The sequence below is a fragment of the Kribbella sp. NPDC000426 genome, assembly GCF_040300265.1.
In the GTDB taxonomy this organism is placed as follows: Bacteria; Actinomycetota; Actinomycetes; order Propionibacteriales; family Kribbellaceae; genus Kribbella.
The window spans coordinates 1498621-1513766 of sequence record NZ_JBEPDK010000001.1; the positions used below are offsets into that span (position 1 = coordinate 1498621).

Below are 15146 nucleotides of genomic sequence, written 5' to 3' on the forward strand. Positions count from 1 at the left end.
GGGAATCGGCATCCGGCACCCCCACCGAGCAAGGTCGTGAGGAGCATCGATGTCGGACAACTGGAACCAGACCCCGGGGAGCGACCCGGCTGACGATCAGCCGAGCCGCCCACCGGAGCACGGTCCCGGGCAGAACCCCCACCGCCCCGGCGCAGACCAGCAAGGCCCCGACCAGGGCCGAGGCGCGCCAGGGGACAGCCGGCACGCCCCCGCCACCAACGGACCCGGCGCCCCAGGCAACCAGTCCGGCCCTGGCCAGCCCGGCGCCGGCGACGGTCAGCCCGGGCAGTCGTGGTGGTCCGGTGATACCGACGCCAAGCGCGAATTCCAGAACCCGTCCCAGGCCGAACCGCCGGCCAACAACTGGTTCGACGGCGGCTGGAACCCCAACCGCCGCGAACACCCCGACCAGCCCGCGGGCCCAAACCAGCCCGGCCCGGGCCAGCCCGGCCCAGGCCAGCGCGGTCCGCAACAGTCAGGCCCGCAGCAGGCCGGTCCCCAGCAGTCGGGTGCCCAGCAGTCCGGTCCCAACCGCCCGGGCCCGAACCCGCCGGGTCGGCCTGGCCCCAATCAGCCCGGCCCCAATCAACCCGGCCCCCAGCAGCGCGGACCACAACCCGGTCCGAACCAAGCAGGGCCTAACCAGCCAGGCCAGAACCAAGCAGGCCCCGGTCGGCCTGGCCAGAACCAACCGGGTCCGAACCAACCGGGTCCAGGTCAGGCCGGTCCCAACCCGCCGAGCTCTTGGCAGTCGGGTCCACCGCCGCAGGTTGACCCGTGGCAGACCAACCCGACGCCGTCCAACCAGCAGTCGGACTTCTGGTCGCAGTCCGCCCCGACCCCACCGGGCCCCAACCAGCCTGGCCCCGAAGGCCCGTCCCAGCAGGGTCCCGCGCAGTCCACCGGGCACAACCAGTGGCAGCCGAACCCGTCGCAGTCGACCGCCCCGCAGTCCGGCTCGCAGTCCGGCCAGTCCGGCCAGTCCGGGCACGCCAGCTCGCCGCAAGCCGGTCAGGCTGGTGCGTCTTGGTCTGCGCAGTCGTGGACGTTGCGGGATGGCTCTGCGGGCGACAACGACGCGCAGGATGAGTCCTCGGACACCGGCTCCGGTCAGACCGGTAGCGGCCAGGGATGGTCAGCGACCGGCCAGTCCGGGTCGAGTGCCTGGCAGGCGGCGCCGTCGCAGCCACAGCAGCGGGACCAGAACGGTCCGCACTCCGAAGGCTCCTACCTCTGGGGCCCGCCCAACCAGGGTCAGCAGCCCTCCTCGCCCTGGAGCAACGCGCTCCCACCACAGCAGCAGCAGTCCGGTCCCCGCCACGCCGCACCGCAGGGCGGGCCGGGACAGATCGGCCCGATGGGTCAGCCTGTCCAGCAGGCGCCGACCTGGCAGTACCCGCCGATCCCGATCCCGCAGCCACCAGGCGGCCGACGTCGCAAGAAGAAGAAGGTCTCGCGCAATCTGCTGATCGGCCTGGTCGCACTCGCCGTACTCGTGGTCGGCTCTGGCATCACCCTGATCGTCCGCAGCCTCGGCGGCGACGACAACCAGGCGACGAACAACCCCACCGCACCGGTGTCGGAGTCCTCCTCGTCGCCGTCCGAGAGCCCGTCGAGTTCGCCCAGTCCGTCCACCCCGCGCGGCCCGACCGCGGACGAGGTCGTGAAGGGCAGTGCGCTCTACAAGGTCGGCCCGGTCGCCGCGTCCAAGTGCGCAGAGCCGCCGTTCGCACCGGTCACGGTCGCGGCAGCGCAGCAGTACTACAACCGCCTGCTGCCCTGCCTCAACCGCACCTGGTGGCTGGCGATGAAGAAGGCGAACCTGCCGTTCCGCAACCCGAAGGCGATCGTGTACGTCGGCAAGACGCCGTCACCGTGCGGGATCCAGCGCAGCGTGCGGGCGGCGTACTGCGCTGCGAACGAGACGATCTACCTGCCGTTCGCGGTCGACAACGGGTACTACAAGACCAACCCGGTCTACGCGCGGGCGGTCATGCTGAACACGTTCGCCCACGAGTACGGGCACCACGTGCAGAAGCTGAGCGGGATCCTCGCCTCGTCGATGTCCCGGCAGCAGTCGATGACGCCGAACCAGAAGCTGCTCGAGAGCCGCCGGCGCGAACTGCAGGCGACCTGCCTTGGCGCCGTCTACCTCGGTGCGAACGCGGCGTTCACCCCGATGAACGGCCAGCTGCTGGCGAACTGGAAGTTCCTGATCTCCCACTCCGGTGACGACTACGCCCGGCCGCGCGTGCACGACCACGGCAACCGGGTGAGCAACTACCAGTGGTCGGTCACCGGCTTCAACAACAAGAAGCCGGACGCCTGCAACACGTTCACCGCAGCAGACGTCCGGCTCAACTAGCGCCGTAGAGCGTGACCGCCGCCCGTCAGCCGAAGAGCCGGCGGGCGGTGGTCAGTGAGCCGCCGAACGCGGTCACGAAGTTGCTGAGCGACTCCCCGATGTCCGACAGGTGCCAGTTCTCCGGTCCGGAGTACCAGCCGATGCCGGCGTCGGGGTCGTCGTCGTCATCGGTCGCCGCGATCTCCAGCGCCCACTTCTCGGTCAGCCCGAGAACAGCGGCGTACGGCAGGCAGCGGGACGCGAACTCGAGCCGGTGGCTCTGCGGCAGGGTCGACGAGGACTCGTTGGCCAGGTAGTGCTGCAGACCAGCCACACGGCCCAGTACGGCGGCACCGCGCGCGGTCCGGGCCGGTGCGGCCTGGCCGACGAGTGCGAGCACCAGACCGGCCGCCATAACCGCGAAACCGACCAGACCGAACTTCGTGACGATCCCCAGCACGATCGTCAGTACGACGCCCGCACCGAGCAGCACCACGCCCGCGGTGGTCCACCGGTTCCGCACGGCGTCCGGGCGGTTGTTGAACCAGCCCTGCGTCACCACGTCGGCGTACAGCTGCTCGCGGACGAGGTTGAGCCGCGGCCGCAGCGACGGCCCGAGCGCGGACACCAGCACCGTGTCGCCATCGGCGAACACCGCGTCGAGCAAGGCCTTCTCGTACGGCAGGAGCTCCGGTCCGCCCGGGTGCAGCCGCTGCAGCTCCCAGTCCAGCTTGCCGAAGTGCGACTCGCGCGGCTGCTCGACGATCGTCAGGTAGTTGCGGACGGCAAGGTCCAGCAGCGTGGCGGTGATGTCGACGACGTCGGCCGTCTCGTCGACGACCGTACCGACCTGACCGGGCCGGATGCCGTCCGGCGCAGCGAACTGCGGTCCGTCGGCGCCGTCCAGCACCGGACGCTCCGGCGCGCCCGCACCGACCTTCGCCGCGTCGCGCCCGCGGAAGAACCACAGGCCGACCGCACCGAGCAGTCCGATGCCGAACACGATCACGGCCAGGCCGATCGTGCTCGAGTCCACCGTGAACGCGCGGCCGAGCGACCAGCGCGTGGAGTACTGCGCGTTCGCCTGCACCGTCGCCTGGTCGCTCAGCCCGGTCAGGAAGGTCAGCCGGCCACCCGCCGGTACGCCGTTCTGCTGGATCTGCAGGTCGGCGGACTCGCCCAGCTGGGACGACGTACACGGCATGCTCGAACCGGTCCGGCCGGCGAAGCAGGTCACCCAGGTCGCGAACGGGACGCTGACGCTCAGGTCGGCCGTCGGGACCGCGACGGCGAAGCCCTGCACGATCGGCCAGCTCACCTCGCGGCCCTCGGTCGAGTCGGCGACCACGTTGTCCACGGTGTAGCTGTAGACGATCTTCGACTGACCGGACACGTTCAGCGTGAGCTTGCGGCCGTCGTCGGTGCTCTGGTTCTGGAAGCCCTGGGCGGGCTGGCCGTTCACCGTCGCCCACACGTCCTTCAGGCCGTACGTGCGGTCGCGCTCGGAGTCGGACCGGACCCGGGTGGTCAACGTCCGGCTGAACGTCGTACCGCCGGCGTTCAGGTCGACGGTCTCCTTGACCTGGAGCTGCCCGTCCTTGGTGAGCGTCGCATCCGCGGTGTACGCCGTGATCTGGTCGTCGGCCTGACCCGCTGCCTGCGCAGACACCGGGCTCAGGGCAACGAACAGGCCCGCTACCGGCGCGGTCAGGGAAATCAGCAGGGCAGCCGGGAGGAGGCGGCGCTTCGGTGACATGGGTCGAGAGTAGTCTCGTGCCGGTTCGTGCAGCGAACTCGACCGACCAGCCTGGAGGCCAGAGTAGTGAGCAGCCCGTACGGGTACGGCGGCCCGCCGCCCGGCATCCTGCCACCGCCGCAGGCAGCCCCGTGGCCGCCGCAGCAGGGCCAGTACCCACCCGGCCCCCCGCAGCAGCAGTATCCGGGCCAGTGGGCGCAGCCGTACTACGGACCTCCAGGGCACTTCAACGGCTTCCAGCCGCCGCCTCGCCGCCGCGGCCCGCTGCGACTGATCCTGTTCGGCTTCGTGCTGCTGATCTTCCTCGGCGTCTCGTTCGCCGTCATGTCCGCCCTGCTGAACAAGGGCGGCACCGACACGGCCGAGCCCGGGGTCACCGGTCCGTCGATCGTGCCGACGCCGACCACGAACCCGCAGAAGGGGTCCGCCGAGGACTACCTGCTGAACGCCGATGTCTACCGCACCGGTCCGCTCCAGGAGCAGAACTGCCCGGCAGCGAACCTCGGCAGCGGCAGCCTGGCCTCGCAGAAGGTCTACTACCAGCGCCTCTTCAAATGCTTGAACGACGCCTGGCGTCCGGTCTTCCACGAGCTCGGACAGGACAAGCCGGACCCTGGCCTGGTCGTGTTCGACCAGCCGGTCCAGACGGCGTGCGGCAACTTCCAGCCGCTGTCCGGCCGCGTCCTGGCGTTCTATTGCTACGGCAACCAGGTGATGTACGTCGACGTGAAGCAGATGAACAAGGCCTTCGGACCGCAGCAGGACCTCGCGTACCTGATGACGATCGCCCACGAGTACGGACACCACGTGCAGGGCGTCACCGGTCTGTTCTACGCGCGTGCCGTCTACCTGCAGGACCACCCGGACCAGAAGCTGGAGAGCTCGCGGCGGAACGAGTTGCAGGCCTCCTGTTTCGGCGGTGTGTTCAGCAAGGCCGTGGAGAAGTCCTACCCGCTGACGAAGCGGCTGGACGAGTTCAAGGAGCAGTCCAGCAACAGCTTCGGTGAGTCCCCGGACACGCCGGAGGACGAGCGGACCCACGGCCTGGCCACCAGCCAGGGCTTCTGGATCCAGAACGGCTTCAACATCGGCGCCAACAAGGCATGCGACACCTTCGCGGTATCTGCGGACCTAGTGAAATGAACGCCGGGCAGTGAGCGGCCGCCTGATCGGGGGCCGCTACCTACTGGGGGAACCGCTCGGCTCGGGCGGTATGGGCTCGGTCTGGCGTGCGCACGATCAGCAACTCGACCGCACGGTGGCGCTGAAGCGTGCACATCCCGGAGTGGACGACGCGGACGGACGCCGGCTGCGCCGCGAGGCACGGACCGGCGCCCGGCTGCACGATCCACACGTGGTCACGATCTTCGACGTCGTGACCGACGGCGACGAGCATTGGCTCGTGCTGGAGTACCTGCCGTCGCGCGGTCTGGACGAGCTCGGCACGCTGCCGCCGGCTGAGGTCGCACGGATCGGCGTACAGATCGCGTCCGCACTGCAGGCTGTGCACGCGGCCGGGATCATCCACCGCGATCTCAAGCCCGCCAACATCCTGGTGACTCCGGACGGTACGGCGAAGCTCGCGGACTTCGGGATCTCGCGCCGCCTGTGGGCCGAGGCCACGCTCACCGACAGCTCGACCGTCGGCACGCCCGCCCACCTCGCCCCGGAAGTGGCCAATGGCAACGAACCGACGACGGCATCCGACGTGTTCTCCCTCGGTGCGGTGCTCTACACGGCCTTGGAAGGCCACTCACCGTTCGGCACCGACCCCAATCCCTTGGCGGTACTGCGACGCGCCGCCCAGGGCGAACTCGAGCCGCTGCGCCACGGTGGCGAGCTGACGCCGCTGATCACGCGGATGCTCGCCGTCGACCCGCAGCAGCGTCCGTCGGTCGCCGAGGTGGTGCAGGAGCTCGGCGGTACTGCGATCGCGCCAGCGAAGAGCCGTAAGCGCTGGGCGATTCCGGTCACGGCAGCCGGTCTCGCGGTTGTCGTCGTACTGGGTGTGCTGATCGGGCGCGCAGTGTCGGGGCCGTCTGAGCCGTCGGGATCACCGGAGCCGTCAGCTCCAGCCACGACGCCGGCGCCGACCCGTGGATCCACCGCTTCCACTTCACCAGCAGCCGGGCTGGTCGGGGATCCGATGACGGTTGATCCGTGCGCCCTGATCGATGAGAAGTCACTCAGCCGGTTCGGGCAGACCACCCTCGAGCCGGCGTACGGGAACTTCGACCGGTGCGACGTGGTGGTGACCGGTACGGGCGACCAGGAGGTCGACGTCCGGGCAGAGCTGAACCTGCCCTACACCGACTCGCCGAGAGGTGCGGTGCAGAAGTTCACCGGCAACCTGCGCACCGTGACGCGAGTGAAGTCCGGCGGTGACGACTGCGAGCGGGTGCTGGTGCTGTCCGACCGTACGCAGATCCAGGTGGAGGCCAAGCACACGGACGGCGCCGGGATGGACGTGTGCGCGATGGCGGAAGCCGTTACGCAGAAGGCGATCGGCGTAGTGCAGGCAGGTCCGATCCCGCGGCGTACGGAGCCCTTGCCGGCAACGTCGCTGGCGCGGGTCAACGCGTGCACGTTGCTGGACAGCAAGGCACTCAAGCTCATCCCTGGTGTGGACGCGACGCATCCGGACACGTCCTTCGGCAACTGGTCGTGCGGCTGGGAAAGTACGACGAGTGACCTGTCGGTGGACCTGTACTTCGACCGCAACCAGCCGCTCGACGCGTCGGACGGGCAGCCGATCACGGTGGGCGGACGGTCCGCGTTCCTGTCGAACGAGAACGACGGTCCGAAGACCTGTGCGGTGGTGATCGTCTACCGGACGTACGTCGACTCGAACGGCCAGGACGCCGTCGAGTTGGTGACGATGTCCGTCGGCGGCTCGGCGAAGCCCGCCTCACTGTGCGGACTGGCGACGAAGCTCGCCCAGGCTGCCGTCCCGAAGCTGCCGAAGGCCTGACATGGAGCCGATCCGGAGTCTTCCCCAAGGCCAGGCCAGCCTGGCAGGCGGCGTACCCGACGCCCAGCCCGGCACGATGTACGTGCTGAGCGTCGGCGGCGGTCTGACCGTCGACCCGGGGCCGCACCGGACGATTCTGTTCGGGCGGAATCGCCCTGAGGTCCATGTGTGCGTCGGTGAGGACGATCCGCGAGTCAGCCGGATGCACGGGTCGATCAGCTACCGGACCGGTCAGTGGTGGGTCGCGGTGACCGGGCGGCTGCCGGTGCGGTTCCCACGCGAGCAGACACTGTTCGCCGGCGAGGACCCGATGCCGCTCGCGGCCGGGTACACCCCGCTGTTCGTCCAGGGCTCCAGCGGTCGCGAGCACCTACTGGAGGTGTACGTCGTAGGCGACAGTGGCACCCGGCCGGTACTGCGACCACGCGACCCCACGCAGCCGCCGCGCATCTGGCAGCTGTCTCCGGCCGAGAAGCTCGCGCTGACCGTCGTCGGCCAGCGCTACCTCCTACACGACCTGCACCCACTGCCCCTGTCCTGGCGGCAGGCCGCAGACCAACTGGCCGAGCTACAACCGTCTGAGAACTGGACCGCCAAGCGCGTCGAGCACCTGGTCTCCAACGTGCGCACCCGCCTCTCCCGAGACGGCGTACCCGGCCTGACCCGCGAGGAGGTCGGCGAGCCCGTCGGCAACGCCCTCAACGACAACCTGTTCCGAGCACTCCTCCTCACAACCACGCTGGTCCCCGCCGACCTCGACATCCTCGACGACTGACCTCGGGAGGGGTCCCCACCACCCGGACCTACCGTCCCGCCATGCCCAAACCCCACCCCTCCCACGACAACTCCATCAACGTCCCCGGCTGAGCACGTCCGTCGAGTCGTGGAAAGTGGTTCAGAAAATCTGCCGTGATCCACGACTCGGCGGCCACCACTCCAAATCTCTCTTCTTTCTTTTCTTCCTTTCGTTCAGGTCTTTTGTCTGGTTCTCCAGTCGGTTGGGGGCTCGTGATACGCGCGTTTGAAGGCGACGCTGAAGGCGAAGGGGTCGTCGTAGCCGACTTGGTGGGCCACAGTTGCGATGGTGGCGGTGGTGGTGCGGAGGAGGTCGGCGGCCAGGGTCATGCGCCAGGCGGTGAGGTAGGTGAGTGGCGGCTGGCCGACCAGCTTGGTGAAGCGGGCGGCGAAGGTGGCACGGGACAGGCCGACCTTGGCGGCGAGCTCCGCGACGGACCAACGGTGCGCCGGGTCCTCGTGGAGGTGGCGGAGCGCATCACCAACGCCAGGCGCGCTGAGAGCCTGATACCAGGACGGCGTTCCCGCCTCCGCACACCATGCACGTAGCGCGAGCACCAGCACGAAGTCGAGCAGTCTCCGCAGTACGGCGTCCTGCCCCGGCTCCTCGCGGGCGACCTCAGTGGTCAAGAGATCCAGCGCCGGACGGGTCTGCGGCGTAGCAGACACCACAGCCAGCGGCGGCAGTAGCGCGAGCACCCGCCGGCCGACATCACCACGCAAGTCGTACGCGCCACGCACCATCGTCGTCGCGCCCGGCAGCCCGTCACCGTACGTGCGCGGCGCCAGGTACTCGCCCTTCCACTCCACCGGCTCGCTGTCGATCGTGTACTTCTGCCCGCCCCGGATCACGTAGTACGCCGGCGTCGCCGGATCGTCCGCGATCGTGTAGCTGGCGACTCCCGTGATCAGCGCGATGTCACCAGCCGCCAACGTCGTCGGTACGCCGTCGTCCAGCCGTAGGCAGGCGCTACCGCCGAGCGTCGCGACAACCGACAGCGACGGCACGTCGGCGTACGTCACCGACCACGGCCCGCGCGCGATGATCTGCCGGACCAGCGCGTCCGTCGCCTGCGCCCGCTGGAGCAGATCACTCAGGACATCCACCCCTCCAAGCTAGACGATCACAAATGGATCGGCGACGCTCTCCCATGGATCGTCTGCACCGACTCCAGTTGGCTTGTCCCATGAACACGTTCCTCGTCCTCGGCGGCACCGGCACCACCGGCCGCCGCATCGCCGCCCGGCTCCGATCCGCGGGCCACGACGTCCGTACGGCGTCGCGCGCCGGCAGCGACGTACGACTCGACCTCGACGACCCGGAAACATGGGCCCCGACGCTCGACGGCATCACCGCCGCCTACCTGATGGAACCGACGATCCGCCCGGGAGACCGCCTGGCCCGGTTCGCGGAGTTGGCGCTCGCATCCGGCGCACGACGGCTCGTCCTGCTGTCGGCGTCCCGCGCATCGGAGACCAGCCATCCCCTGCACGCCGTCGAGCAGACCGTCCGCGGTTCCGATGCCGAGTGGACGATCCTGCACCCCAACTGGTTCGCGCAGAACTTCACCGAAGGCCCGTGGAAGAACGCGGTCCGCTCCGGCACCCTCGCCCTACCTGCCGGCAACGGACGTACGCCGTTCGTCGACGCGAACGACATCGCGGACGTCGCCACCGCCGCCCTGACAACCGCCGATCATGATGGTCGCACCTACGATCTGACCGGCCCCGAAGCCATCACGTTCAGCGAAGCCGCCGAGCATCTGACCGAGGCCGGCCTGCCCGTCGCGTACGTCGCGGTGACGCCGGCCGAATACACCGAACAGCAGGTAGCCCAAGGCGTTCCGCGGGCCGGCGCCGAGCTTCTCGCCGGCGTCCTGACCTCGATCGCCGACGGACACGGCGGCGAACCGACGCTCGACATCGAGCAAGCGCTCGGTCGTCCCGCCCGTACCTTCAAGGCGTTTGCTCACGATCGGGACACAACAAGCGATTGAGGTGTTTGCTTCGGGTTATCCAGCTGCTAACCAGTCGGCGTATTATCCGGCCGTGACGTTGCGACGCGGGGAGTTGGCGACGGCCGCGCGGACGCTTGTGGATGTGCTGGAAGAGACGGCCAACAGGTACGCCGACGAGCCGGCGCTCGATGACGGCAGCGTCAGCCTCAGCTACCGCGAACTGCTGGCGCAGACGACCAAGTTCGCCAACCGCCTGACGGCCGCAGGAATCGGTCCCGGCGACCGCGTCGGCGTCCGGATCTCGTCCGGCCACAACGACCTGTACGTCGCGATCCTCGGCACGCTCCAGGCCGGCGCGGCGTACGTTCCGGTCGACGCGGACGACCCCGACGAACGCGCCGAGCTGGTGTTCGGTGAAGCAGCGGTCGCGGCCACCGTCGGCGACGAGCTCGAGCTGACGGTGACCCGTCCGCAGCAGCAACCGATCCTCGACAACGACGCGGCCAACGGCTCCTTCGACTATCCGTACTCCGCCCGCATGGACGCCCCGACGGCGACCGCCGCCGCGCGGAGCACGCAGGGCCCGGAGACGACCGACGACGCGTGGATCATCTTCACCTCGGGCTCTACCGGCGTACCGAAGGGTGTCGCGGTCACGCACCGGAGCGCCGCCGCGTTCGTCGACGCCGAGGCTCGCCTGTTCCTGCAGAGCGAGCCGATCGGGCCGGACGACCGCGTCCTGGCCGGGCTGTCGGTCGCGTTCGACGCGTCCTGCGAGGAGATGTGGCTGGCCTGGCGGCACGGCGCCTGCCTCGTGCCGGCACCACGCTCCCTGGTCCGGACCGGCATGGACCTCGGTCCGTGGTTAGTTGCCCAAGGCATCACTATCGTCTCCACCGTGCCGACGCTGGCCGCGCTCTGGCCGCCGGACGCGCTGGATCAGGTCCGGCTGCTGATCTTCGGCGGCGAGGCCTGCCCGCCCGAGCTCGCCGAGCGGCTCGCGGTCGACGGCCGCGAGGTCTGGAACACGTACGGCCCGACCGAGGCGACCGTGGTGGCCTGCGCCGCCCAGCTGACCGGCGAAGGCCCGGTCCGGATCGGTCTCCCGCTGGACGGCTGGGACCTCGCCGTAGTAGATGCCGCAGGCAACGAAGTTGCGGACGGTGAGATCGGCGAGCTGATCATCGGCGGGGTCGGCCTGGCCCGCTACCTCGACCCGGTCAAGGACGCCGAGAAGTTCGCCCCGATGCCGACCCTCGGCTGGGAGCGTGCGTATCGCAGCGGCGACCTGGTCCGGTCCGATCCGTTGGGCCTGCTGTTCCAGGGCCGCGCCGACGAACAGGTCAAGCTCGGCGGTCGCCGCATCGAGCTCGGCGAGGTCGACGCTGCCCTGCAGGCGCTGCCCGGTATCACCGGCGCCGCAGCCGCCGTACGCAACAGCGCCGCAGGCAACCAGCTCCTGGTCGGGTACGTCGTACCGGACGACGCCACCTCCTTCGACAACGCCAAGGCAACCGAGCGGCTGCGTGAAGCACTGCCCGCGGCGCTCGTGCCGTTGCTCGCCGTCGTCGACACGCTGCCCACAAGGACGTCGGGCAAGGTCGATCGCAACGCGCTGCCTTGGCCGCTGCCCGGCATGGACACCGACGGCCCGGCCGCTGAGCTGACCGGCACCGCGGGCTGGCTGGCCGAGCGCTGGACCAAGGTCCTCGGCGCCAAGGTCACCAGCGCCGACAACGACTTCTTCCTGCACGGCGGTGGCAGCCTCGCAGCGGCCCAGTTGGTCTCGGCGCTGCGGGAGCAGTTCCCCGATGTCACCGTCGGCGACATCTACGAGTACCCGCGTCTCGGCGCGCTGGCCGAGCGGCTCGACGAGTTCCAGCCGGCCGCACTGGAGCCGGTCGAGATCCGCGACATCCGGCCGACGCCGAAGGGCACCCAGCTCCTGCAGACGGCGTTGACCCTGATCCTCCAGACCGTCGTCGGCGTCCGCTGGCTGGTGTACGTCTTCACGCTGAACAACCTGCTCGCCGAGCTGATCGCTCCGCTGCCCTGGGCACGGACCGTGTCCTGGTGGTGGATCCTGGCGGGCTGGCTGATTCTCATCAGCCCGGCCGGCCGGATGGGCATCGCGGTGCTCGGCGCCCGGATCCTGCTGCGCGGCCTCAAACCCGGCACGTACCCGCGCGGCGGCAACGTCCACGTCCGGCTCTGGGCCGCCGAGAACCTCGCCGACGCCGCCGGAGCCGCGAACCTCGCGGGCGCGCCGTGGATCGCGTACTACGCCCGCGCGCTCGGGGCCAAGGTCGGCCGCGGCGTGGACCTGCACACGCTTCCGCCGGTGACCGGCATGCTCACGATGGGTCGCGGCGCGTCCGTCGAGCCCGAGGTCGACCTGGCCGGCTACTGGATCGACGGCGACCAACTGCACGTCGGGCCGGTGACGGTCGGTGCTGAAGCCGTGGTCGGTTCCCGCAGCACCTTGCTTCCCGGCGCGGAGATCGGCCGGAACGCCGAGATCATGGCCGGCTCCGCCGTCTCCGGCAAGGTGCCCGCGAACGAGCGCTGGTCCGGCTCGCCCGCGGCCCGGATCGGCCGCGCCCGGCACCCGTGGCCGGATCATCGGCCCGCCCGCGCGCCGTGGTGGGTCGCGGCGTACGGCGCCCAGTCCGCGATCATGTCGCTGATCCCGGTGGCGGCCGCGGCCGCGGCCTTCGTCGTGCTCGGACAGTATGTGAAGGGCACGCAGACGCTCGGCGACGCAGCGCTCAAGGCCCTCGAAGCGATCCCGCTGATGACGCTCGTCGGCTTCGCGACGACGGCTGTGCTCACGCTGATCGGCGTACGGCTGCTCGGCATCGGGATCAAGCCCGGGCACTACCCGGTCCGGAGCCGGATCGGGTGGCAGGTCTGGGCGACCGAGCGGCTGCTCGACTCGGCCCGCACGTTCCTCTTCCCGCTGTACGCAAGCCTGCTGACGCCGTGGTGGTTGCGGGCGCTCGGTGCGAAGATCGGCCGCGATGTCGAGGCCTCGACCGTGCTACTGCTCCCCAAGATGACCACCGTCGGCGAGGGCGCGTTCCTTGCCGACGACACGATGATCGCGTCGTACGAGCTGGGCGGCGGCTGGCTGCATGTGGCCGGCGCGAAGGTCGGCAAGCGCGCGTTCCTCGGCAACTCCGGTATGACCGCGCCGGGCCGGAGCGTCCCGAAGAACGGCCTGGTCGCCGTACTGTCCGCGGCTCCGAAGAAGTCCAAGGCCGGTACGTCGTGGCTCGGGTCGCCCCCGGTGAAACTCCGCCGGCAGGCCGTCGCCGGGGACCAGAGCCGGACCTTCAACCCGCCGTACAAGCTGAAGGTCGCGCGGGCGCTGGTCGAGCTGTGCCGCTTCGTCCCGATGATGTGCACGGTACTGATCGCGCTCGGTGTGCTGTTCGCGCTGCAGGCGCTCGACATCTGGCTCGGTCCGCTGCCCGCGCTGCTGCTGTCCGGCGCGGTGATCCTGACCGCCGGCGCGGTCGCGGGCGGGATGGCAACCGTCGCGAAGTGGCTGATCGTGGGCCGGACGCGCGCGGTCGAGTATCCGCTGTGGAGCTCGTTCGTCTGGCGCAACGAGGTCGTCGACAGCTTCGTCGAGCTGGTCGCGGCGCCCTGGTTCGCGAACGCGGCGGCCGGCACGCCTGTCCTCAACCTGTGGCTCAGGTCACTCGGAGCCAAGATCGGCAAGGGCGTCTGGTGCGAGACGTACTGGTTGCCGGAGGCAGATCTGGTCACCCTGGGCGACGGTGCCACGGTGAATCGCGGCTGCGTGCTGCAGACGCACCTTTTTCATGATCGAGTTCTCTCCATGAGCACAGTCACCTTCGGGCCGGGAGCAACCCTCGGGCCCCACGGCATCGTCCTCCCGGCCGCCTCGGTTGGAGCAGGAGCTACCATCGGGCCGGTGTCTCTCGTGATGCGTGGTGAAGGTGTGCCTGATGGCACGCGCTGGGCTGGGAATCCGATCGGTCCCTGGCAGGGCTGATGGTTGACCCCTATGTGCCCACCCATGGAAACGCCGGCTACAAGGTCGAGTCGTACGACCTGGAGCTCGACTATCGGGTCAACAGCAACCGGCTGAGCGGCAAGGCGACGATCACGGCGTTCGCCACCCAGGCGCTGTCCCGGTTCAGCTTCGACCTGTCCGGACTGCGCGCGTCCAAGGTGCTGGTCAACGGCCGCCGCCCGCAGCGCTTCACCCAGCGCGCGGGCAAGCTCTACATCACCGCGAACCTGCCCGACGGCGCCGAGTTCACCGTCGACATCCAGTACGGCGGGAACCCCAAGCCCGAGGACAGCCCGTGGGGCGAGCTCGGCTGGGAGGAGCTCACCGAGGGTGTGATCGTCGCGAGCCAGCCGAGCGGCGCGGCCACCTGGTTCCCGTGCAACGACCACCCCGGCGACAAGGCCCACTACCGGATCGCGATCACCACGGATTCGCCGTACCAGGTCGTCGCGAACGGACGGCTGGTGTCGCGCCGGGTGAAGGCGAGCCGGACGACGTGGGTGTTCGACCAGGCGGCGCCGATGGCGACGTACCTCGCGACCGTGCAGATCGGCTCGTACGACGAGGTCGGCCTGGCCACCACACCGGTGACGACGAAGGGCATGCTGCCGGGCCGGCTGACCCGGGAGTTCCGTAACGACTTCGGGCGGCAGCAGGACATGATGAAGCTGTTCTGCCGGCAGTTCGGGCCGTATCCGTTCGGCGGGTACACGGTTGTGGTGACCGACGACCCGCTGGAGATCCCGCTCGAGGCACAGGGCATCTCGGTCTTCGGGAGCAACCACGTCGACGGGCGGCGCGGATCGGAGCGGCTGGTCGCCCACGAGCTGGCGCACCAATGGTTCGGCAACAGCCTGACCCCGGCGAGCTGGCAGCACATCTGGCTGAACGAAGGCTTCGCCTGCTACGCCGAGTGGCTCTGGTCGGAGGAGTCGCGCGGCCTGACCGCCGACCAGCAGGTCTCCAAGGCGCACTCCCGGTTGAAGGGTCTGCCGCAGGACCTGATGCTGTCGGACCCCGGCCCGGAGCTGATGTTCGACGACCGGCTGTACAAGCGTGGCGCGATCACCCTGCACGTACTGCGGAAGCACCTGGGCGACGAGGCGTTCTTCGAGCTCCTGCACACCTGGACGAAGGTCCACCGGCACGGCTCCGTAACCACCACCGAGTTCATCGCCCTGGCAACCACGTTCAGCCCGGACGAGGAAGCCCTCCGCCACCTCTTCGCCGCCTGGCTCGACTCCTACGAACTCCCCCCGCTGCCCCGGAGGCGCTAG

Annotated in this window: 9 protein-coding genes; 7 read left to right on the forward strand and 2 right to left on the reverse strand. The window is 69.6% G+C overall.

Annotated features, from left to right (window positions below):
* Positions 1 to 49: 49 nt before the first annotated feature.
* Positions 50 to 2365 carry a neutral zinc metallopeptidase gene (locus ABT313_RS07255; RefSeq protein ID WP_350849624.1) on the forward strand — a complete coding sequence of 772 codons (2316 nt, stop codon included), beginning with the start codon at positions 50 to 52 and terminating at the stop codon, positions 2363 to 2365.
* Between the two features lie 25 nt (positions 2366 to 2390).
* Here the strand turns inward: ABT313_RS07255 and ABT313_RS07260 are convergent, their stop codons facing one another.
* Positions 2391 to 4100, reverse strand: a complete 1710-nt coding sequence (locus ABT313_RS07260; RefSeq protein ID WP_350849626.1) for a DUF2207 domain-containing protein — start codon at positions 4098 to 4100, stop codon at positions 2391 to 2393.
* A 66-nt stretch (positions 4101 to 4166) separates the two neighbouring features.
* Between ABT313_RS07260 and ABT313_RS07265 the strand changes: the two genes are divergently transcribed.
* From ABT313_RS07265 to ABT313_RS07275, 3 genes are read left to right on the forward strand one after another with little or no spacing between them, the layout of a single operon-like run.
* Positions 4167 to 5243, forward strand: a complete 1077-nt coding sequence (locus ABT313_RS07265) for a neutral zinc metallopeptidase (protein WP_350849628.1) — start codon at positions 4167 to 4169, stop codon at positions 5241 to 5243.
* Between the two features lie 10 nt (positions 5244 to 5253).
* Complete coding sequence (locus ABT313_RS07270) at positions 5254 to 7071, forward strand: serine/threonine-protein kinase (RefSeq protein WP_350849630.1); 1818 nt, start codon at positions 5254 to 5256, stop codon at positions 7069 to 7071.
* Between the two features lies 1 nt (position 7072).
* Positions 7073 to 7846 (forward strand): FHA domain-containing protein, encoded by a 774-nt coding sequence (locus ABT313_RS07275; RefSeq protein WP_350849632.1) that lies wholly within the window; start codon positions 7073 to 7075, stop codon positions 7844 to 7846.
* A gap of 194 nt (positions 7847 to 8040) precedes the next feature.
* Here ABT313_RS07275 and ABT313_RS07280 read toward each other — a convergent pair whose 3' ends face one another.
* Positions 8041 to 8973 (reverse strand): AraC family transcriptional regulator, encoded by a 933-nt coding sequence (locus tag ABT313_RS07280; RefSeq protein WP_350849634.1) that lies wholly within the window; start codon positions 8971 to 8973, stop codon positions 8041 to 8043.
* 80 nt (positions 8974 to 9053) lie between these two features.
* Here ABT313_RS07280 and ABT313_RS07285 point away from each other — a divergent pair, with 80 nt between their 5' ends.
* The 3 genes from ABT313_RS07285 to ABT313_RS07295 are packed head-to-tail and all read left to right on the forward strand — an operon-like array spanning position 9054 to position 15146.
* Entirely contained in the window at positions 9054 to 9863 is an 810-nt protein-coding gene (locus ABT313_RS07285) for an NAD(P)H-binding protein (RefSeq protein ID WP_350849636.1), read from the forward strand.
* Positions 9864 to 9915: 52 nt separating this feature from the next.
* Positions 9916 to 13848, forward strand: coding sequence for a Pls/PosA family non-ribosomal peptide synthetase (locus tag ABT313_RS07290; protein WP_350849638.1), 3933 nt, complete (start codon positions 9916 to 9918; stop codon positions 13846 to 13848).
* Positions 13848 to 15146 (forward strand): M1 family metallopeptidase, encoded by a 1299-nt coding sequence (locus tag ABT313_RS07295; protein ID WP_350849640.1) that lies wholly within the window; start codon positions 13848 to 13850, stop codon positions 15144 to 15146. The genes ABT313_RS07290 and ABT313_RS07295 overlap by 1 nt, the downstream gene beginning before the upstream one ends.

What these genes read in the sequence shown, in the direction of transcription:
- ABT313_RS07255 (WP_350849624.1), top strand. Translation starts at nt 50, where the DNA reads ATGTCGGACAACTGGAACCAGACCCCGGGGAGCGACCCGGCTGACGAT.
- ABT313_RS07260 (WP_350849626.1), bottom strand. Translation starts at nt 4,100, where the DNA reads ATGTCACCGAAGCGCCGCCTCCTCCCGGCTGCCCTGCTGATTTCCCTG.
- ABT313_RS07275 (WP_350849632.1), top strand. Translation starts at nt 7,073, where the DNA reads ATGGAGCCGATCCGGAGTCTTCCCCAAGGCCAGGCCAGCCTGGCAGGC.
- ABT313_RS07285 (WP_350849636.1), top strand. Translation starts at nt 9,054, where the DNA reads ATGAACACGTTCCTCGTCCTCGGCGGCACCGGCACCACCGGCCGCCGC.
- ABT313_RS07295 (WP_350849640.1), top strand. Translation starts at nt 13,848, where the DNA reads ATGGTTGACCCCTATGTGCCCACCCATGGAAACGCCGGCTACAAGGTC.